Below are 19,946 nucleotides of genomic sequence, written 5' to 3' on the forward strand. Positions count from 1 at the left end.
CACCCCACACACCCGAACCCCCAACGCCCCCAACACCCGAACCTCCACAACCACCACCCCAATCACAACAAACCCAGAGAACACGGACACCGGACATGGGACACGGACACACTCGGACGCCGGTCAAGCACCTCCACAACCCGGCTAGGCATCTACCTCGATTCAAAAACAGGACAGACGGTTTGTCAATACAAAACCGAACGGGCTGTCTTTTTTAACGATCATCCGATCCTGGCCGATCCGCGGCACCCCACCCGCAGCAGACACGCAAAAGACCCGGTCCAAGGACCGGGTCGGAACTTCCCCAACAGCTTCGATCAAGGTGCGGGCACCTGCCCCGGGCTCCACCGCACCAAGGCCACCGGACGCACCCCGCACGCACGGCCGGCTCCACCGCGCCGACGGCCGCCAGGCGCGGGCACCCCCCGGCCCCAGCGCCGAGAAACCGGACGGACGGCTACCGCCCGGGCGCCGAACCCGCCCCCCACCGCGCCCTGGTGGAGCCGGCCGCCACCCTGCTCACACGCCCACCACGCCGACCGCCGCACCGGCCGCCGCGCCCGCCGCGGCCACCTCCGCGAGCACCCGGGCGCCCCGGTCCGCACCCATCTCCAGGGAGGCCAGCACCCCCGGCACCGCCACGCTCGGCATCACGTGCTGATACATCGCGGAGATCCGCCGCTCCAGGTCGGCGCGGCCCGAGAGCTTCTGCGACTGGATCTGCACACCCGTCCAGGCCGCCGTCACCAGCCACGCCGTGTCGGCCGGGACCACGTGCGGCAGCAGCTCACCGCGCTCCCCCGCCTCCTCCAGCAAACCCCCCAGGCGCGCGATCCACCCCGGAATCGCGCCCCCACCCAGATCCTCGAAGACGTCCTGGCCCAGGGAGAGCCGCGCCCCCGCCGACAGCAACGGGTCGCGCGGCATCAAATGCGCCACCACCATCCCGGTGTCCACGAACTCCTGGAGCTTGCATGACCGTTCGGGAATCGCCTCCTGGGCGAACTGCTCCTCGACGACCCCTTGGGCCAATTCCCGCTTGGACGCGAAGTGGAAGTACACGGCGCCCCTGGTCACCCCGGCCCGCGACACCACCTCACCGATCGTCGCACCCTCGTAACCGAACTCGTCGAAAACCGACGCCGCCGCCTCCAGAATCACCCGACGCGTCCGCACCGCCCGCTCCTGCCGCACCACCACGACCACCCCATCGACCGACCGGAGAAACAAAACCAAACACCCCGTATCTTAACAACGCCTCCCAGCTCATGACCCTGTCTATCCGCGTGACAAAAACCACCATGGAAACCGACCAGATGGTATTTATCCGCAGGATGCGTCGGCCGTAGCCCGGCCCGGTGCCGTGGCCCTAAGATCCGGTGCCACGGTATTGGTCTGGACCATGGTGGATAGACGGGGGAAGTCCGATGCACGACGACGAACGGCTGGAAATCCGCTTCGAGGGGCTGGCGGAGGGCATCGAGGCGGCGACCTGGGGGCAGCGGACGATCTGGGCGCCGATCTCCTGGTATGCGCCCGACGACCACTACTTCAACATCGCGCTGCCGCTGGAGCTGCGCCATCCGGTGGAGCCGGAGGCCTTCGGGGCGGCGCTCAGGGCGCTGCTGGAACGGCACGGCTCGCTCCGCACCATGTACCGCACCAGGCCCGACGGCCTGCTGGAGCAACGTCTCCAGGGCCACGGGGCGCTCACCGTGCGGACGGTTGCGGCGACGGCCGGCGAGCCGATCGCCGCCGCCGTGGAACGCCTCGCCGCCGAGGACAGGGCGGTCCGCTTCGACCTGCTCGGGGACGGACTGCCCCTGCGGGTCAGCGCCCTGCTCGTGGACGGCCTGGTGGCCGCAGCGGCGCTCACCATGGCCCACATCGCCGCCGACGGCACCGGGGCCCAGGTCGTGCGGGACGATCTGCGCCGCCTGCTGGTCCAACAGCGCCGCCGCCCCGGGACCTTGCCGCCCCCGGTGCCGGGTCGGCAGCCGATGGAGCAGGCCGCGTACGAGGCCGGGCCGCAGGCGACCGCCCGCAGCCAGGCCGCGATCGCGCTCTGGACCCGCCAACTCGCCGGGATACCGGCCTCCCTGTGGCCCGAGGAGACCGGCCCCGCGGAGCCGGAGCGCTGGTGGGAGGGTGAACTGGCCTGCCCCCGGCTGGACCTGGCCAGCCGACTGGCCGCGGTCCGCACCGGGACGTCCCCGAGCGCGGTCGTGCTGGCCGCCGTCGGACTGGAGCTGGGAGCGCGGACCGGCGTCGGTGCGGTGCCGCTGAAGGTGATCCTGGGCAACCGGGTGAGCGAGGCCCAGCGGACGGCGGTCGGCGCCTTCGCCCAGAACGGGCTCGTGGTGCTGGACACCGGGGCCGGGGAAGGAGGCGGGGCCGGGAACGGGGGCGGGCTCGACGAATCGGCACAGCAGGCCTGGCGCGCCCAGATGCAGACCTCGCGGCACGGCCACTACGACCCCACGGCACTCGCTGCGGCGGTCCTGGCGGAGGAGAAGCGGCGGGGCGCGGAGATGGACCTCAACGCCCTCTTCAACGACCACCGCGAGCCGGACCGCCCGGCCGGCCCCGGAGCCGCGGCGGCCGCCCCGGAGCCGGCCGACCTGGACGGCATGCCGGCCGGCCGCTTCGGGTGGCGGTCACGATGGGCCCGGCAGGACTGCAAGTTCTTCTTCGGTCTGGCACACCGCGACGGCGAGGCCTTCGCCACCCTGCTGGTGGACACCCGGTACGTTCCGGCGGCCGAGGTCGAGCCGTTCCTCCGCGCGGTAGAGGAGCGGGTGGTGGCCGCCGCGGGCTGACCCCCGCTCACCGGCGAAGCACCGAAGGCTCCCGGTCCACCGTGCGGTGGGCCGGGAGCCTTCGGGTGTGCACGCCAAGGGCCGAGCAGTACCTAGTCGAGCAGTTGCTCGACCTCGCTGTCGCTGAGCGCCTCGATCTCGGCGATCAGCAGCTCCTCGACCCGCTCGGCCAGGGCGGCCAGAGTCGGCCGCTCGAAGACGTCGCGGACCTGTACCTCCAGCTGGGCGCCGGCCCGGATGCGCGCGGCGACCCGGGTGACCAGCAGCGAGTCCCCGCCGAGGTCGAAGAAGTCGTCGAGCGCACCGGCCTTCGCCACGCCCAGGACGTCCTGCCAGATCTCGGCGATGAGCAACTCGGCGTCGGTACGCGGCGCGAGGTACTCGCGGACGCCCGCGGCGACCGCCTCGGGGGCGACGTCCGGCAGGGCGGCGGTGTCGAGCTTGCCGTTGGCGGTCAGCGGCAGGGCCTCGACCAGGGCGAACCCGGCCGGGACCATGAAGGCCGGCAGCCGGTCGGCGAGATGGTCGCGCAGGGCCGTCGGGTCGGCGACGGCGCCGGGCTGCGGCACCACGTAGGCGAGCAGGCGGCTGCCGTCGCGGACCACCACGGCGGCGCGCGCGACGGCCGGGTGGCCGGTCAGCGCGGCCTCGACCTCCCCCGGCTCGATGCGGTGGCCGCGGATCTTGACCTGGTCGTCGGCCCGGCCGAGGAACTCCAGTTGCCCGTCGGCGCGCCAGCGGGCCCGGTCGCCGGTCCGGTACATCCGGCCCCCGGCGTATGGGTCCGCCGGGAACCGCTCCGCGGTCAGCTCCGGGCGGCCGTGGTACCCGAGGGCCAACCCGGCTCCGCCCAGCACGAGTTCACCCTCGAATCCGGCAGGGACCAGGCCCAGCCGGTCGTCCAGCACATAGCACCGCACGCCGGGCAGCGGGCGGCCCAGCGGCGGCCGCCCCTGTGTGTCGGCGGCACCGAGTTCGGTGCTGGTGGCGATGACGGTGGCCTCGGTCGGACCATAGGTGTTGACCAGCCGGACGCTGTCGCCGTGCCGGGCCCGCCAGGCGGCGACGGACTGGGCACGGGCCTCGGAGCCGCCGAGGACGACCAGGCGAAGTGCCGTCGGCCAGGTCAAGTCCTCACCGAGGTCTACCAGTTCGCTCCAGTAGGCGGTCGGCAGGTCGAGCACGGTGACCTCAGCCGCGGCGGCCGTCCGCAGGAAGTCCGGCAGCATCCGGCCGCCGCCGGGCAGCAGCACACAGCGGGCGCCGGTCGCGAGGGCGGGCCAGAGCTCCTCGGCGTGGGTGTCGAAGCCGATCGAGGCGAACTGGACGACCCGGTCGGCGGGTTGCAGCGCGTACCCGTCCGGGCCCGCCATCCAGTGCACCCGGGCGGCCAGGGCCTCGTGGTCGACCAGCACGCCCTTGGGAACGCCGGTGGAGCCCGAGGTGTAGAGCAGATAGGCGGGGGCCGTGCGGTCGCCCACCGGGAACGGCGCCACCGCGTCGGACGCCCAGGCCGGCGGGCCGTCCGGCCAGCTTGCGGGCACGCCGACCACCGACACCCCCGAGACCGAGGCGGCGGCCTCGGGACGCTCCGCCTCGGTGGTCAACAGCAGCCGGGCACCGCCGTCGGCGAGGATGAACCGCTGCCGCTCCGCCGGATACGCCGGGTCGAGCGGGAGGTAGGCGGCGCCGGCCTTCCAGATCGCCAGCAGCGCGGTGACCAGATCGAAGGAGGGCTCGATCCGGACGGCCACCAACCGGCCGCTCTCGTCCCCCAACTGCTCGGCCAGCAGCGAGGACCGGCGGTCCAGCTCGCGGTACGAGAGCGTCTCAGCGCCGAACTCCAGGGCCACCGCGTTCGGTTGGGCGGCCGCGGCGGCGGCGAAGAGCTGCAGCGCGGTCGGCGGCTCGGCCGGCAGCGACGGCCCGGTGCCCAGGGCGAGCAGCCGCTCCCGTTCGGCCGCGCCGAGCAGGTGTCCGCCCTCCACGGGCTGCAGCGGGTCGGCGACGACCCGGGTCAGCAGTTCGCGGTAGCGCGCGGCGGTCGCGTCCACCGTGCTCCGCTCGAACAGCTCGTCGTCCAGGCAGAACGAGGCGAGCATGCCGTCGCCGTCCCGCCAGATGTCGAGCAGGATGTCGAACTTGGCCTGGGTGTAACCGGCGTCGACCGCCTCCAGGGTGACCCCGGCGGGCAGCATCGGACCGGCCTCGGCCGCCGGGACTTCGTTCTGGCTCTGCAGGACGAAGAGGGTCTGGAACAGCGGCGGGCGGTGGCGCTCGCGCGGCAGCCCGAGCTCGGCCACGAGACGCTCCACCGGGACGTCCTGGTGGCCGAAGGCGCCCATCGCGGCGGAGCGCACCCGCCGCAGCACCGTCCGGAAGTCAGGTGCGCCGGACAGGTCGGCGCGGATCACCGCGGTCTTGCTGAAGTAGCCCAGCAGCGACTCGTGTTCCACCTCGTTGCGCCCTGCGACCGGGGTGCCGACGGCGAAGTCCTGCTGACCCGACCAGTGCCCGAGCAGGATCTGGTAGGCGGCCAGCAGCACCATGAACGGCGTGCAGCGCTCCTGGCGGGCCAACCGCTCGATGCCCGCGGTGAGTTCGCCGTCCAGGCGGGCGACGCCGAAGGTGGCCCGGTGGGCCGGCCTGCGCGGTCGGGGGCGGTCGGTGGGCAGGATCAGCGGGGAGATCCCGGCGAGCTTGCCGCTCCAGTACTCGAAGTCCCGCTCACCGTCCGGACCGGCCATCCGCTCCTGCTCGGCGACCGCGAAGTCGCCGAACTGGAGCCGCGGCTCGGCGAGTCCGGCAGGAGTGCCGGCCAGCTCGGCGCGGTAGGAGGCAAGCAGTTCCTCCCACATCATCCTGGCGGACCAACCGTCGGAGACGATGTGGTGCAGCACCAGGCAGAACACCTGGTCGTCCGGGCCGAGCCGGTACACGGTGGGCCGCAGCAGCGGACCGGTGGCCAGGTCGAAGGGGGCGTTGACACGCTCACCCGCGGCGGCCGCGACGGTCCGCTCGACGGCGGCCGGGTCGGTGCCCGGAGCGATCGGCAGGTCGATCTCCTCGATGGCGAGCGCGACCGGCGGGTCGACGAGTTGCAGAGGCTCCTCGTCGACCAGCTCGAAGCGGGTACGCAGCACCTCGTGCCGGGCGATCAGTCGGTTCAGCGCGGTGTTCAGCGCGGGCAGGGACAGCGGGCCGCGCCAGCGCTGGGCCAGGTACATGTTGTAGCTGGCGTCCGAGGGATCGAGCTGCTGGAGGAACCAGAGTCGGCGCTGGTCCACCGTGAGGGGGTAACGGCGTTCGGGGGCGGGGCTGTTCACTCGGCACCTCGGGTGGTGGTCGTGGCCGCACGGCCGGCAGGGGCCATCCGGGCTTGCAGGGTCTCCAGTCCGACCAGGTCGTCCGACGCCGCGTCGGGCACCTCGCGGTCGAAGCGGGCCAGTACCGGCACCCGCATGGCGACCACGGCGAGTACGGCCATGGCCAGGCCCAGAAGCAGGTAGAGCAGGCCGATGCCGCGTCCGTCGCCGGTGCCGATGAACCGGCCGACGGTGTCGGCGAGCGCGCCGTCGCCGTCCATCAGCGGCTGGAGCAGCTTCGGTCCGAAGGGTGCCACCACGGCGAAGCCGATCGGCAGGGTGGACCAGGCGACCATGGTGTTCACGGCGATCACCCGGCCGTGGAAGCGCAGCGGCACCTTGGTCTGGATGATCGTGGCGTACACACCGTTCACCAGCGCCAGCCCGAAGGCCATGCCGAAGGCGCCCAGGGCGACCAGCGGCAGGGTCGGCCGCAGACCGGTCACCAGGCAGGCGGCGGCGAGGGCGAGCGTGGAGAGCAGGACTCCGCGCAGCCGCAGGTGCCGGGGTCCGCCCCAGACCAGCAGGGTCAATCCGCCGAGGACGGCCCCCGCGCCGCCGCCCATCGCGACCCACCCGGTGGCGGAGAGATCGCTGAAGGAGAGCACCAGCGGGGTGGTGAGCAGGAACAGCGGGGAGAGGAAGATGTTCAGCACCGCGAAGAAGACCAGCATCGCCCGGAAGTGCCTGCTGCCGAGCGACAGTCGGAAGCCGGCCCGGATCTCGGCGGTCACCGACTCGCGCCGTCGCCAGCCCATCGCCTTCGGGAACCTGACCAGGGCCACGACGGCGACCGCGAAGACGTAGCTGGCCACGTCGAAGGCCAGGATGCCTCGCAGGCCGATCGCGTCGAGCAGGCTCACGGCGAACAGCGGGACGAGGAACTGGGCGAAGCCGAAGGCCATCTGGACCACGCCGTTGGCACGCCCGAGGTAGCGCTTGGGCACCAGCTGCGGCACCGCCGAACCCCAGGCGAAGCGCTGGAAGGTGAGCGCGGTGGAGAGTACGGAGATCAGCAGGTAGACGTTCCAGACCTCCAGGCGGTCGGTGAGTGCCAGGACCAGCATGGCCGCTTGGGTGACGCCGGCCGCGATGTCGCCGTAGAGCATGATCCGGCGGCGATCGCCCCGGTCGACCACGGCCCCGGCCAGTGGGGCCACCAGGATCCCGGGGACCAGGGCAAAGGCGGCGAGCAGGCCGAAGTGGGCCAGCGAGCCGGTCTTGAGGTAGATCCAGATCGGGAGGGCGAACTCGGTGAGCGCCGAGCCGATCATCGACACCTGCTGCCCGGAGGCGACGGTGAGGAAGCGGCCCATCGTGGGGCGGACCTCGGCCCGCTTGACCGCCCGGGCGGGCTTCGCCGCCGGGGAGGGCTCGGAGGGCTCGGCGCTCTCCTCGGTCTCGGCCGCGTGGTTGCGGGAGACGTCCTCCAGCCACCAGGTGGAGTCCTCACGACGGTGGTGGACCGACTCCGTCCCCGCCGCGATCGAACGGTGGACACCCGTCACGATGTCCGCCAACTCCTGCGCCCGGTACTTCAGATAGAAATGCCCCGCCTCGTCCAGCACCACGACCGCCGCCGTCCCGGTGATCCGATGCCACTCACGGAACCGCTCCTGATAGAACTGCGTCGCCGGATCCCGATCCCCGCACACCGCGATCACCGGCGCAGCGATCGTCCCGCCCTGGCTCGCGAACAGCTCCGTGAAGTAGCGTTCCGCTTCCTTTGTCCCCACTCGCCGGTTGTGCACGATCAGCCGCAGTTGTTCTGCTTCCACCTCGTCGGTGTCCAGGCCTGCCGCTGCCAGTGCGTTGACCATTCCCTGGTCGCTGCGCCACCGGTCCGCCAGTTCCGCGAACCACTCCCCCACCGCCGCGCCCCGCCCCTGGGGACGTGCGAACGGGAAGATCCCTCCCAGATGGACGGCCTCGACTTCCCGTCCCGCGGCCTCCACCAGCCGTGCGATCTCCACTGCCAACCGCACTCCCACCCCGCAGTGGCCGTACAGCACAAGCCGGCCCGGCACTTCCTCCACGATCTCCCGTGCGCACAGGGCGGCGACCTCCTCGATCCCCAGCGCCTCCTCGCCCAGTTCGTGCCCCGGGACCGCGATCGAGTGCAGTTCCCAGTCCTCGGGCAGCGCGTCCGCCAACGGCTTGTAGATCAACGCGCTGCCCCCGCCGTACGGCGCACACACCACACTCGCGGTGGTCCGGGTGCGCGGCGGGGTGAGGCGGTGCAGCAGCCGGCGCGGGCCGCGATCCGCCGCCGGATCGCTCACCAGCGCCGCCAGCGCCCGCACCGTCGGGTGCCGGAACAGGTCCATCACCCCCACCGGCACCGGCAATTCCGGGAACGCCCGCCGCAGCCGCGCCACCACCTGCGTCGCCAGCAGAGAATGGCCCCCGAGCTCGAAGAAGTCGTCCAGCGCCCCGACCTGCGGCAGATCCAGCAGATCCGCCCACATCCCGGCGATCAACACCTCCTGCGGCGTCCCCGGCTCGACGTACCCGGTCTGCGAGCGGGCCTCCTCCGGCTCCGGCAGCGCCCTGCGGTCGACCTTGCCGTGCGCCTGCAACGGGAAACGCTCCAGCGAGACGTAGCGCGCCGGGACCATGTAGTCCGGCAGCACCTCCAGCAGCCGGGCCCGCACCTCCGCAGGCACCAGCGGCTCCACCTCCCCCGGACGCTCCAGGTAGGCGACGAGGTTCTGCCTCACACCCTCACCACGCGCGAGGACCACCGCCTGCACCACCCCCGGCAGCTCCGCCAGCGCCGCCTCGACCTCCCCCGGCTCCACCCGGTAACCCCGCACCTTGACCTGGTCGTCCCCCCGCCCCAGGTACTCCAGCACCCCGCCCGCACGCCACCGCGCCACATCCCCCGTCCGGTACAACCGCTCCCCCGGCCCACCGAACGGATCCTCAACGAAACGCTCCGCCGTCAGATCCGGCCGCCCCAGATACCCCCGCGCCAACCGCTCCCCGCCCACATACAACTCACCCGCCACACCCGGCGGAACCGGCTCCATCCCACCGTCCAGCACATAACACCGCGCCCCCGCCAACGGCGAACCGATCGGCGTACTCCCCGACCCCGAACCCCCCGAAGCCCCCGAATCCCCCGCGGCCACCTCGAACACACTCACACCCACCGTCGCCTCGGTCGGCCCGTAATGGTTGAACACCCGGCACCCGCCCACCGACGCCAACTCCCGCGCCCACGCCCACGACGACGCCTCACCCCCCAGCACCAGCGCCCGCCGCGGCAGCAACCGCTCCACCGCCACATCCGCCGACAACGCCGCCAGATGCGACGGCGTCATCTTCAGATAATCGATCCCCGCCCGCTCCAACTCCCCCGCCAGCTCCACCCCCGCGATCCGCCGCGGCAGCAGATGCACCCGCCCACCCGTCGTCAACGCCAGATACAGCATCGTGATACTGAAATCGAACGACAACGACTGCAACAACCCGAACGACGCCCCCGCCACCACCCCCAACCGCTCCCCCACACCCGCCAGATAGTTCACGACCTCACGATGCTGGACCGCCACCCCCTTCGGCACCCCCGTCGAACCCGACGTATAGATCACATACGCCAGATCCCCCGGCCCCGACACCTCCTCAAGCGGCCCCTCCTCCACCACCGGACCCGGCCCGTCGACCAGCAGCACCTCCCCCCCGAACCCCCCGAACAACGGACGCAGCACCGCATCCGTCACCAGCACCCGCGCCCCCGCATCCGCCACCAGCCGGCCCAACCGCACCGCCGGCTGCTCCGGATCCAACGGCAGATACGCACCCCCCGCCTTCAACACCCCCACCAACGACACCGCCAGCTCCGGCGACTGCTCCAGACACACCGCCACCCGGTCGTCACGCCCCACCCCCAGCGCCCGCAACCGCCGCGCCAACCCGTTCGCCCGACCCTCCAACTCCCCGTACGACACCACCCGATCACCGAACACCAACGCCGGCGCCCCCGGCGAACCAGCCGCCGCCCGCGCCAACAACCCCGTCAACGTCCCCCCACCAGCCGGCAACACCCCACCGACCGCCCACTCCTCCAACACCGCCACCCGCTCCGCCCCCGTCACCAACGGCAACCGCGACACCACCACCGAAGGATCCGCGAGAGCCGCAGTCATAAGCAGCTCGAAGCGCTCCGCCAGCCGCTCGATCGTGTGCTCGTCGAACAGGTCCGAGCGATAGGTGAACAGGCCCGACAGCCCGTCCTCCTGTTCGGTGAGGTAGAGGGCGAGGTCGAAGTGCGTGGTCGTCGCGGCGTAGCCGAAGACCTCCGACTCCAGGGCGTCGACCGCGCCGACAGCGGTCCGGTCGCCGTAGTTCTGGAACGCGAAGGTCACCTGGAACACCGCCGAGCGGCTGACGTCCCGCTCCACCTCCAGATCCGCCACGATCTGCTCGAACGGCACCTCCTGGTGCGCGAACGCGTCCAGCGTCGACTCCCGCACCCGGCTCAACAGCTGACCGAAGGTCGGATCCCCCTCCAACCGCGCCCGGATCGGCAGCATGTTCACGAACGCACCGACCACACCCTCCAGTTCACGGTGCAACCGACCCGCGACGGGCGAGCCGATCGCGAAGTCCTGCTGGCCGCTGTGCCGGGAGAGCAGCACCTGGAAGCCCGCCAGCACGGTCATGTAGGTGGAAGCGCCGTAGGCCCGCGCCACCTCGCCGATCCGGTCGGTCAGTTGGCGGGACCAGCGGAAGCCGTGGGCCGCCCCCTCGAAGGTGAGGACCGGGGGGCGGGGGCGGTCGGTGGGCAGGTCCAGCGCGGGGACGGCGTCGAGGGCCGTCCGCCAGTAGTCCCGGTCGGCGGCGAGCGCTCCGCCGTCCAGGCGGGTCCGCTGCCAGGCCGCGTAGTCGCCGAACTGAACCTCCAGCACCGGGAGTTCCGCCGGAGTGCCGTGGGCGTGCTGGGCGTAGAGCGCGTCCAGCTCGCGGTTCAGCACGTCCACCGACCAGCCGTCGCAGATGATGTGGTGCATCACCAGCGCCAGGACGTGGTCCTCCTCCCCGATCCGCACCAGCAGCGCCCGCAGCAACGGACCCGCACCCAGGTCGAACGGCTCCCCGACCAGCGCACCGACCTCCCGCGCCGCACACCCCTGCGGATCCGCCTCGCCCGCCGCATCCACGAACCGCACCGCGAACGGCCCCGGATCCGCGACCACGACCCGCGCCACCCCGTCCTCCGAGGTCGGGAACACCATCCGCAGACCCTCGTGCCGCGCCACCAGATCCGCCAGCGCCCCGTCCAACGCCACCCGGTCCAACGGCCCCCGCAACCTCCGCGCCGGCGCCAGCGCATACGCCGAACCACCCGGCGCGAACTGCTCCATGAACCACAACCGCTCCTGCCCGCTCGACAACGGCGGCACCACACCCGCCGCCCTCGGCTCCACCACCCGCGCCGGCGCAGCAGCACCACGCAACCGCTGGGCCAGCAGGGCACGCCTGGCGTCGGAAAGGCCGGCCGTGCCGGTCTGGGTCCCGCTCATGCCGCATCCTCCGGAGTCACGCCGTGCTCGGTCACCAGGTGCTCGGCGAGTGCGCCGAGGCTGCGTAGGAAGTCGCCTCCGCCGTCGAGGTCGAGGAAGACCTCGTACCTCGTCTCCACGGCGTCCACCAGGCGTAGTTGGGCGAGCGATCCGATGCCGAGGGCGACGAACGGGGTGTCTGCGGCGGCCAGCAGCTCGGCGGCGGTGAGGGCGCCGTCGCTGGCGTCGGCGACGATCGCGGCGAGGACGGCGGGCAGGCCACCGACGGCCGGTGGGCGGTCGCTCGTCCGGTCAGTCGTCCGGTCGCTCGTCCGGTCGGTGGTCCGGTCGATCACGTGGTCGGTCACAGCTGCTCCTTCACGGCCTCGGCGATGCCGGCCACGCTGGGGGTGTCGAAGAAGACGTCGAAGTCGACGTCCACGCCGAAGGACTTGCGGATCCGGGCGGCGATCTGGATGAACCTCAGCGAGTGCGCGCCGAGGTCGAAGAGGTCCTCGTCCACGCCGACGTCCGGCAGGCCGAGCACCTCGGAGCAGATCGCGCACAGCTCGGCCTCCACCGGGTCGCCGGAGGCGTCGGCGGCCACGGCGGCGTCGGCAGCGGCCGGTTCGACCGCGGGCGGGGCCGGCAGTGCGCGGCGGTCGAGCTTGCCGTTGGGGGTCAGCGGCATGGCTGCGAGCGGCACGAAGAGCTGCGGCACCATGAAACCGGGCAGGGTCCGCAGCAGGTGTTCGCGCAGCTCGCCTGCGGACGCCTCGGCGGAGGCGTCCGCAGGGACGACGTAGCCGACCAGCCGTGGTTCGCCCGTCGCGTCCAGGTCGACGGCGACGGCGGCCTCGGCGACGGCCGGGTGCTCCAGCAGCGCCGACTCGATCTCGCCGAGCTCGATCCGGTGCCCGCGGATCTTCACCTGGCCGTCCATCCGACCGTGGAACTCCAGCTCACCACCCGCCGTCCAGGACACCAGATCCCCCGTGCGGTACAACCGCGCACCCGACGGGCCGAACGGATCCACCACGAAACGCTCCGCGGTCAGCTCCGGCCGGCCCAGATACCCCTCGGCCACCCCGTCCCCGCCCAGGTACAACTCCCCCGCCACCCCGACCGGCAGCGGACGACCGAACCCGTCCAGCACATACGCCCGCGTATTGGCGATCGGACGGCCGATACCCACCGACACCGCATCCACCACCACCTCCGCACACGTCGACCACACCGTCGTCTCCGTCGGCCCGTACACGTTGAACAACCGCGCCGTCACCGCCCGCAACTCACGGGCCAGCGGCAAGGCCAACGCCTCCCCGCCCACCAGCCCCACCACCGACGACAACACCCCGGCCCCGGCCCGCGCCTCGGCGCCCGCCGCCGCCCCGGCCAGCACCACCCGCCAACCCGACGGCGTCGCCTGCACATGGGTCACACCCTCCGCCGCGACCAACCCGCACAACCCCGGACCGTCCACCGCCAGACCGTCCCCCGCCACCACCAACCGCCCACCCGTCACCAACGGCAGGAACAACTCCAGCCCGGAGATGTCGAACGACAGCGACGTCAACCCCAACCACACACACCCCGGACCACAACCCAACCGATCCGCAAAGGACGTCAACAGATTCACCAACGCCCGGTGCCCGACCGCCACCCCCTTCGGCCGCCCCGTCGAACCGGAGGTGTACAGCACGTACGCGCGGTCCTCCGGCCCGGGAGCGGTGAGGGCGGCCGGCACCGGCTGGCCCAGCTGAACCGGCTGGCCCGTCTCGCCCGTCCGGCACGCCTGTTCGTCCAGACGCAGCACCTCCGGGGCGGCCGCGGCCACCTCCTCGCCGAGCCCGCCGTCGGCGAGCAGCAGCGCGGCGCCGGAGTCGGCGAGCACGAAGGCCAGCCGCTCGGCCGGGTAGCCCGGATCCAGCGGCAGGTAGCCGGCGCCGGTGCGGAGCACGGCGAGCAGGGCGACCGGCAGTCGGGAGGTGCGCTTCAGGTGCAGCGCGACCAGGTCGCCCGGGCCGACGCCCAGGGCGGCCAGTCGCCCGGCCAACGCCCGTGACTCGTCCTGCAGTTCGCCGTAGGTGAGGACGCCGTCGGCGGCCGTGACGGCGACGGCGCCGGGGGTGGTCTCGGCCCGCGCGTCGAAGAGGTCGAGGACGGTGCGGTCGGACGGATACTCCTGGCCCGTGTCGTTCCAGGCCTCGGTGACCAGGTGGAGCTCGGCGGCGTCCAGCAGCGGCAGCGCGTCGACGGCGGTGCCCGGGTCCGCGATGGCGGCGGCGAGCAGGGTGTCGAACTGCGCCGCGATGCGCTGGGCGGCGTCGGGGGCGAGCACCGAGGGGTCGTACTGCAGGCTGAGCACGCACTCGTCGGCGGCCTCGACCACCTGGAGGTGCAGGGTGTTGCGGGCGGTCCGGTTGAAGAGCATCCAGTCGACCCGGGCGTTCGTGCCGGTGAACTCCGGTGCCAGGGCGCGACGGCGGTAGCCGAAGGAGACGGGGGTGAGGCCGACCCGGGGGGTGAGCCCGCCGACGGCGGCGCCGAACGGCACGGTGCGGAACCGGTACAGCTCCCGCAGGGTCCTTCGCACCTCGGCGGCGAACTGTGCGAAGCCGGTGCCGGGTTCGGCGGCCGGCGGTGCGTGGTGCGGCAGCTCGTTGACGAACAGGCCGATCTCGCCCGCGAGTTCGTCGGTGCGGGTGGAGAGGGCGACGGCCACCGGGGTGTCCGCGTTGCCGTAGCGGTGGAGCAGGGCGTGGACGCCGGCGAGCAGGAACTCGAAGGTGGTGACGCCACAGGCGCGGGCCGCCCGGCCGAGCGCCACCGGGTCGAGCTCGCGGGTGACGGCCTCGCCGGCGCCCGCGCCCTGGGCGGTCCGGCGGACACCGGGCAGCAGGACGTCGGCGGAGTCCGACCAGCGCGGGCCGAACCAGTCGGCGGCCTCCTGCACCAACTCCGCGGCGGGCGCGGGCGCGACCGGGTAGCCGGGCGTCCCGCGGTCCGGGCCGGCCGGTACGGGGCGGCCCGCCGCCAGGGCGTTGTACGCGGCGGCCAGGTCGGCGACCAGGATGTCCTTGGACATGCCGTCGAAGACGGCGTGGTGGACGACGACCAGCAGGTCCGCGCCGCCGCCCGCTCCGTGGTAGAGCGTGAACCGGGCGAGCGGACCGGCGTCCAGCGCGAACGGCCGGGCGGCCTCCTCGGCGATCAGCTTGGTCAGGCCGTCCGGTCCGGACGTCCCGGCGTCGACCTCGGTGACCTTGAACTCCGCTCCCGAGGATCGCAGTTCGAGGGATCCGTCGCGCTCGACGAGGACCGCGCCGAGTGCCGGGTGGCGCTCGGCCAGTGCGGTGCAGGCGGCGCCGAGGGCAGCGGTGTCGACCTTCTCGAAGGTGATCCGCAGCGGCATGTGGTAGCTGGTGCGGGCGGCTCCGAGGCGCTCGGTCAGCCAGACTCCCTGCTGCGGGAGGCCGGCGGTGACGGCGTTCGGTTCCGGGGTGCCCGGGTTGGCGGCGTGGTCAGGCATCGACAGCTCGCTTCAGGGTCGGGACGTACCGGGGCAGGGCGTCCGCACTCGGCGGAGCGCCCGGTGCGCGGATGCGCAGGCACCGGTGACGGCACATACGTGGCAGGAGTGAGGAGTTGAGGACGAGGGGCCCGGCGTCAGGCCGGGTCGGTGAGCCGTTCGCGGACGGCGCGCTTCAGCGGCTTGCCGCCCTCGTTGCGGGGCAGGACGTCCAGGGTGACGATCCGGGCGGGGATCTCGTGCGCGGCCAGCCGCGCGGCGAGGAAGGCCCGCAGCTCGGCCGGGTCGAACGCGGTGCCGGGCGCGGGGACGACGGCCGCCCCGACGCTCATCCCGAGCACGGGGTGCGGCAGTCCGACGACGGCCACCTCGGCGACCGCCGGGTGCTCCAGCGCGGCCGCCTCCACCTGGAGCGTGGAGACCTTGAACGCACCGGACTTGATGACGTCGGACTCGCGGTCCACCAGGTGCAGGTAGCCGTCCTCGTCGAGGTATCCGACGTCACCCATCCGGACCCAGCCGGTGCGGAAGACCGCCGCGCTGGCCTCGGCGTCCCGGTAGTAGGCGCGCTGGGCGCCGGGGGACCTCAGATGGACGTCGCCGGTCTCCCCCGGCGGCAGCGGGCGGCCGTCCGGGCCGGCCACCATGACCGAGCCCCGGGCGGCCAGACCGAGTGCGGTCGGACGGTCCGGGTCGTAGATCATCGCGGTCTGCGCGGGCGCGGCCTCGGTGGAGGTGTAGTAGTTGACCACCGTGGCGTTCGGGAACGCCGTGCCGAGTGCGGTGGCCACGGTGGGGGGCAGGGCTGCGGCGGTCGAGCCGAGCAGCCTTACCGAGGACAGGTCGAAGCGGGTGTGCACGCCTGCGTTGAGCAGTTCGGCGGCCATCGCCGGGACGACGAACACGCTGCCCACCGAGCGCTGTTGGATCAGCCGGGCGAACCGGCCCGGGGTGAACCGGGTGGCCACCAGGGCGGCCGGGTGCGCGTCGAGGGCGTTGATCAGCATGGTCTGGCCGGCGTTGGTGCCGACCGCGAAGGAGTGCAGGAACTCCTCCGAGTGGGTCAGCGGCCGGTGTTTGGCGGTCGGCCGGGTGCCGTGCACGACATTGCCGTGGGTGGCCAGGACACCTTTGGGGCGCCCGGTGGTACCCGAGGTGTACAGCACCTGGGCCAGGCTGTCGGCGGACACCTCGGGCAACTGCAGGGCCTGATCAGCAAGTTCGGCGGCCTCGGCGGCCAGCCGGGCCGGATCGGCCGTCCACCAGGGCCCGGCGGGGGCGGACGCGGACGGCCCGGCGATCAGGCCCGCCGCTCCGCAGTGGTCGAGGACGTAGCCGACGGCCTCGGCCGGCTGGCGGTCCGAGATCGGGACCGCCACCGCCCCCGCCCTGGTCACCGCGCAGTAGTGAACGGCGAATTCGGGCCAGTCGCGCAGTCCGAAGAGCAGGCCGATCCGGTCGCCCGGCCGGATTCCGCGCCGCACCAGGGCGGTGGCCGCGGCGGTCGCCGCGGCCTGCCACCGGGCGAAGGTCAACTGTTGTCCGTCATCGGTACTGATCGCGGTACGGTCGGGCTGGACAGCCGACCTGAGTTCCAGCAGGCCATGGACCGTACGGCCGACCGCCCGCTCGGAGTCTTTCGCGGATTCGCCAAATGTGGCTCCGCGCATGGAACTTGACACTCTCCCCGTTGCTCCTTCAGGTCAGCCCCTAACACCTCTCGATGGGGTATTGGTCCAGACCTGGCTGAGAGATTGGCATAGACCAACTCCGAGGGTCAAGGATCTGCGGAGATCTCCCACGAGGTGGTCACATCGGCGGTCCGCCGCGACACGCGGAGAAACCGGACGGCACCACACATGCCGTACCACGTCGGCATTCGGCCACATCGGACCCGATCTCCGAAGGGGCCCTGCAGACTCCCGCGCCCGACACCGGCCGCGGTTCGCCGACCCGGGGGTGGGCCGAGCCCACGGATCCAAACGGGGTGCGGCCCGGCCCGCCTGCCGCGAGGGCGGACGGGCCGGGCCGCACGGCCGCGGTCACCGGCCCAGCGCCGCCACCGGGTCCGCGCCGAGCCACCAGTCGGGGTTGGCGGTGCCGTCCGTGGTCCCGCCGTCGGCGTGGACGTAGTACCGGGCGTCGCGACCGGGCTCGGCGAGCTCGCCCGCCAGCGCGCGCTCCAGCCACTCGGCGCCGAAGCGGAACACCTCGGCCGCGACCCCGCCCAGCGGGTGGAACTCGCCCTCGTAGACCCGCATCTCCTTGGGTGCCCGAATCAGCTCGTAGCCGGCCAGCGCCTGCTCCAGCTGCGTCAGCTCGTCGAACTCCCCGATCCCCACCAGGACCGGGCAGTCGACCCGGCCGACCAGCTCGCCCAGCGGCAGCAGGTCGCCCAACTCCCGGTCGAACGCGGCCTCGTCGGTGTACCCGGCCATGAACATGAAGTTGCGCTTGAAGGTCGGCTGCGCCCGCTGGAAGATCGTCCCGAAGTCGCCGGTGACGCCCTCGAAGGTCGCCAGCGCGGCGAGCCGCACATCGGTGGCGGCCGCCCGCATGCCCCAGTAGCCGCTCATGCTGATGCCGAACATGCCGATCCGCTGCGGGTCGACCTCCGGGATCCCGGCCAGGTAGTCGATGTAACGGCTCACCGCCCGCTCGTAGTTGGTGAGGTCAACGGTCAGCCCGTTGGCGCGGGACTCCCCCTGGCCCGGGCCCTCGATGGAGAGCGCCACCATGCCCCGCGAGGTGTAGTAGCGCTCGGCGGCGTAGATGTAGTCCTCCTTGATCATGTCCATCCCCGGCCCGAGGATGACGGCGGAGGCGTTCTCGATCGGCCCGGACGGCAGGTGGAGCAGGGCGTAGAGGTGCCGGCCCTCGAAGTCCAGCACCACCCGGCGGACCCGGTGGCCGCGGAGCTCACCGAGCCGCGCCACACAGTGGTTGGTCCGCTCGCGAAGGGCCGCCTTGCGCGGGTCGGCCGCGTCGAAGACGGAGTACTGGGCGCGGCCCCACATCACGGCGGCCCGCTGGTAGAGGTCGGCGGCGGTGCGACCGAAGCCCTCGCGCTCGTGGTGGGCGGCCCGCTGCTCGGCCTGCGCCGCGACGGTGGCCCAGGCCTTGGGGAGCATGGCACCGCTGCGGACCAGCGCGAACACCTTGTCGAAGTCGGTGTGGTCGTGGCCGAGCTGCTCCATGGTGCCCTTGGCCTGCGGATGCAGGGCGTCGAAGCCGCCCTGCGCGAGGGCGATGTCCAGGATCCAGCTCTGCCCGTTCGATCGGACGGTCATCAGGTGCTCTCCGTTTCGGAGGTGATTGCTAAGTGCTTAATCATTAAGTACTGATACTTTGGGTGCCGTCAACCCCGCTCCCCGCAGGAGAGGATCACCCCATGACCGAATCCCCAGCCGCCCGGCCGGAGCCCGGCCGACCAGGCCCGTCCGGGCCCGACCGCGCCGCCGCACTCGACACGCTCGCCCGCGCCGCCTACAGCCTCAGCGCCGCGGACTCCCGCCTGCGCGGCCGCGCCACCCGCGCCCCCGGGGCGCTCTCCCTGACCCACGCCCGGGCGCTGCGCGTCCTGGCCGAGGAGGGCGCGCTGCCCGTCAGCCGGCTCGCGGCCGGGACGGAGACCACCGCGGCAGCGGCGACCCAGCTGGTCAACGGACTGGTGGAGGCCGGCTACGTCACCCGCGAGCGACCGGCCCACGACCGCCGCTCGGTGCTGGTCACCCTCACCCCGGCCGGACTCGAACGCCACCTCCAGCGCCAGCAGGCACTCGTCACGGACCTGGAACGCCTGGTGGCCGGGCTCGACGATGCCACCGTCGACGCGGTCTCGACCGTGCTGCGCGGACTCGCCGGGATCTACGACGGGCTCTGACCGGTCCTCACCACCCCGTCCCGCGCGGGCGCGCACCGTCGCCCGAGGCACCACCGGTTCACCGGTGCGGGGGATGGCGGGCGGGCACCTCGCGCCGGGATCCTGGTGCTTCACCGGAATTCAGGGGGTTGGCATGGGAATGTCCTTGCCGGATCGCAGCATGAAGCGCCGCCGGGTGCTCGGCCTGGCCCTGGGCGCGGGCCTCGGCCCCGCCATCGCCGCCGGGCCCGCAGCAGCAGCCGGGTCGGCCGGGTCCGCAGCGGCCACCCGGTCCGGGGAGCCCGCCGACCCGCTGGGGCGCCGGGTCGCCGAGCTCGCGGCCGCACAGATCGGCACCCCGTACGCGTGGGGCGGCGGCGACCGGCTGGGGCCCAGCCTCGGCTTCTGCGACGAGGAGAACGGCTACCTCGACGGCCGGTGCCTCGGCGAGAGCACGGTCGGCTTCGACTGCAGCGGCCTGGCGCTGTACTGCTGGTACCGGGCCAGCGGCGGGGCGGTGGAACTCGCGCACTACACCGTCGCGCAGTACCACCGCTCCGCCGCCGTGCCGCCCGACGAGCTGCTCCCCGGCGACCTGCTGTTCTTCTCCCGCCCCGACGCACCCCTGCACCACGTCGGGATCCACGCGGGCGACGGCGCCATGATCCACGCCGAGCGGACCGGAACGCTGGTCGCCCGGGTCGAGCGCGTGCTCGAAATCCCGCGCTGGGCCGAGGAGTTCGCAGGAGCCCGGCGCCCCTCCCCGAGCGCCTGACGCCGACCCGGCCGCCCGCACCAGCCGGCGCCGGACGCAGGCGGCGGCGGGCGGTGCGGGCAGCGGGCGGTGCGGGCGGCGGGCGG

Annotated in this window: 10 protein-coding genes; 3 read left to right on the plus strand and 7 right to left on the minus strand. The window is 72.8% G+C overall.

The annotated features are described in order from the left end of the window. Positions 1 to 519 precede the first annotated feature (519 nt). Positions 520 to 1,236: a ScbR family autoregulator-binding transcription factor gene (locus tag ACGFZP_RS23765; protein ID WP_392936366.1), complete on the minus strand. Its 717-nt coding sequence runs from the start codon at positions 1,234 to 1,236 to the stop codon at positions 520 to 522. A 191-nt stretch (positions 1,237 to 1,427) separates the two neighbouring features. Here ACGFZP_RS23765 and ACGFZP_RS23770 point away from each other — a divergent pair, with 191 nt between their 5' ends. Next, on the plus strand, positions 1,428 to 2,819 hold the full coding sequence (locus tag ACGFZP_RS23770) for a condensation domain-containing protein (protein WP_392936369.1): 1,392 nt from the start codon (positions 1,428 to 1,430) through the stop codon (positions 2,817 to 2,819). A 92-nt stretch (positions 2,820 to 2,911) separates the two neighbouring features. Here the strand turns inward: ACGFZP_RS23770 and ACGFZP_RS23775 are convergent, their stop codons facing one another. The 6 genes from ACGFZP_RS23775 to ACGFZP_RS23800 form a co-directional block, all read right to left on the minus strand. Continuing rightward, positions 2,912 to 6,106 carry an amino acid adenylation domain-containing protein gene (locus tag ACGFZP_RS23775; RefSeq protein ID WP_392936372.1) on the minus strand — a complete coding sequence of 1,065 codons (3,195 nt, stop codon included), beginning with the start codon at positions 6,104 to 6,106 and terminating at the stop codon, positions 2,912 to 2,914. Positions 6,107 to 6,141: 35 nt separating this feature from the next. Further along, the gene (locus ACGFZP_RS23780) at positions 6,142 to 11,712 is read right to left on the minus strand and encodes an amino acid adenylation domain-containing protein (RefSeq protein ID WP_392936375.1); all 5,571 of its coding nucleotides are present in this window, start codon (positions 11,710 to 11,712) and stop codon (positions 6,142 to 6,144) included. Next, entirely contained in the window at positions 11,709 to 12,059 is a 351-nt protein-coding gene (locus ACGFZP_RS23785; RefSeq protein ID WP_392936378.1) for an acyl carrier protein, read from the minus strand. Before ACGFZP_RS23785 ends, ACGFZP_RS23780 begins: the two co-directional genes overlap by 4 nt. Next, complete coding sequence (locus ACGFZP_RS23790) at positions 12,056 to 15,223, minus strand: amino acid adenylation domain-containing protein (RefSeq protein ID WP_392936380.1); 3,168 nt, start codon at positions 15,221 to 15,223, stop codon at positions 12,056 to 12,058. Before ACGFZP_RS23790 ends, ACGFZP_RS23785 begins: the two co-directional genes overlap by 4 nt. A gap of 137 nt (positions 15,224 to 15,360) precedes the next feature. Continuing rightward, on the minus strand, positions 15,361 to 16,893 hold the full coding sequence (locus ACGFZP_RS23795) for a class I adenylate-forming enzyme family protein (RefSeq protein ID WP_392936383.1): 1,533 nt from the start codon (positions 16,891 to 16,893) through the stop codon (positions 15,361 to 15,363). 372 nt (positions 16,894 to 17,265) lie between these two features. Continuing rightward, entirely contained in the window at positions 17,266 to 18,513 is a 1,248-nt protein-coding gene (locus ACGFZP_RS23800) for an alpha/beta hydrolase (protein WP_392936386.1), read from the minus strand. Positions 18,514 to 18,614: 101 nt separating this feature from the next. On the opposite strand from ACGFZP_RS23800, the gene ACGFZP_RS23805 reads away from it, so the two are divergent. After that, entirely contained in the window at positions 18,615 to 19,106 is a 492-nt protein-coding gene (locus tag ACGFZP_RS23805; protein WP_392936388.1) for a MarR family winged helix-turn-helix transcriptional regulator, read from the plus strand. Positions 19,107 to 19,251: 145 nt separating this feature from the next. Beyond that, complete coding sequence (locus ACGFZP_RS23810) at positions 19,252 to 19,860, plus strand: C40 family peptidase (protein WP_392936391.1); 609 nt, start codon at positions 19,252 to 19,254, stop codon at positions 19,858 to 19,860. The last annotated feature ends 86 nt before the right edge of the window (positions 19,861 to 19,946 follow it).

This window comes from Kitasatospora sp. NPDC048239, from assembly GCF_043202015.1.
GTDB lineage: Bacteria > Actinomycetota > Actinomycetes > Streptomycetales > Streptomycetaceae > Kitasatospora.

Coding starts and splice junctions, on each gene's coding strand:
- ACGFZP_RS23795 (WP_392936383.1), bottom strand. CDS start 16,893: ATGCGCGGAGCCACATTTGGCGAATCCGCGAAAGACTCCGAGCGGGCG.
- ACGFZP_RS23780 (WP_392936375.1), bottom strand. CDS start 11,712: ATGAGCGGGACCCAGACCGGCACGGCCGGCCTTTCCGACGCCAGGCGT.
- ACGFZP_RS23770 (WP_392936369.1), top strand. CDS start 1,428: ATGCACGACGACGAACGGCTGGAAATCCGCTTCGAGGGGCTGGCGGAG.
- ACGFZP_RS23790 (WP_392936380.1), bottom strand. CDS start 15,223: ATGCCTGACCACGCCGCCAACCCGGGCACCCCGGAACCGAACGCCGTC.
- ACGFZP_RS23800 (WP_392936386.1), bottom strand. CDS start 18,513: ATGACCGTCCGATCGAACGGGCAGAGCTGGATCCTGGACATCGCCCTC.
- ACGFZP_RS23805 (WP_392936388.1), top strand. CDS start 18,615: ATGACCGAATCCCCAGCCGCCCGGCCGGAGCCCGGCCGACCAGGCCCG.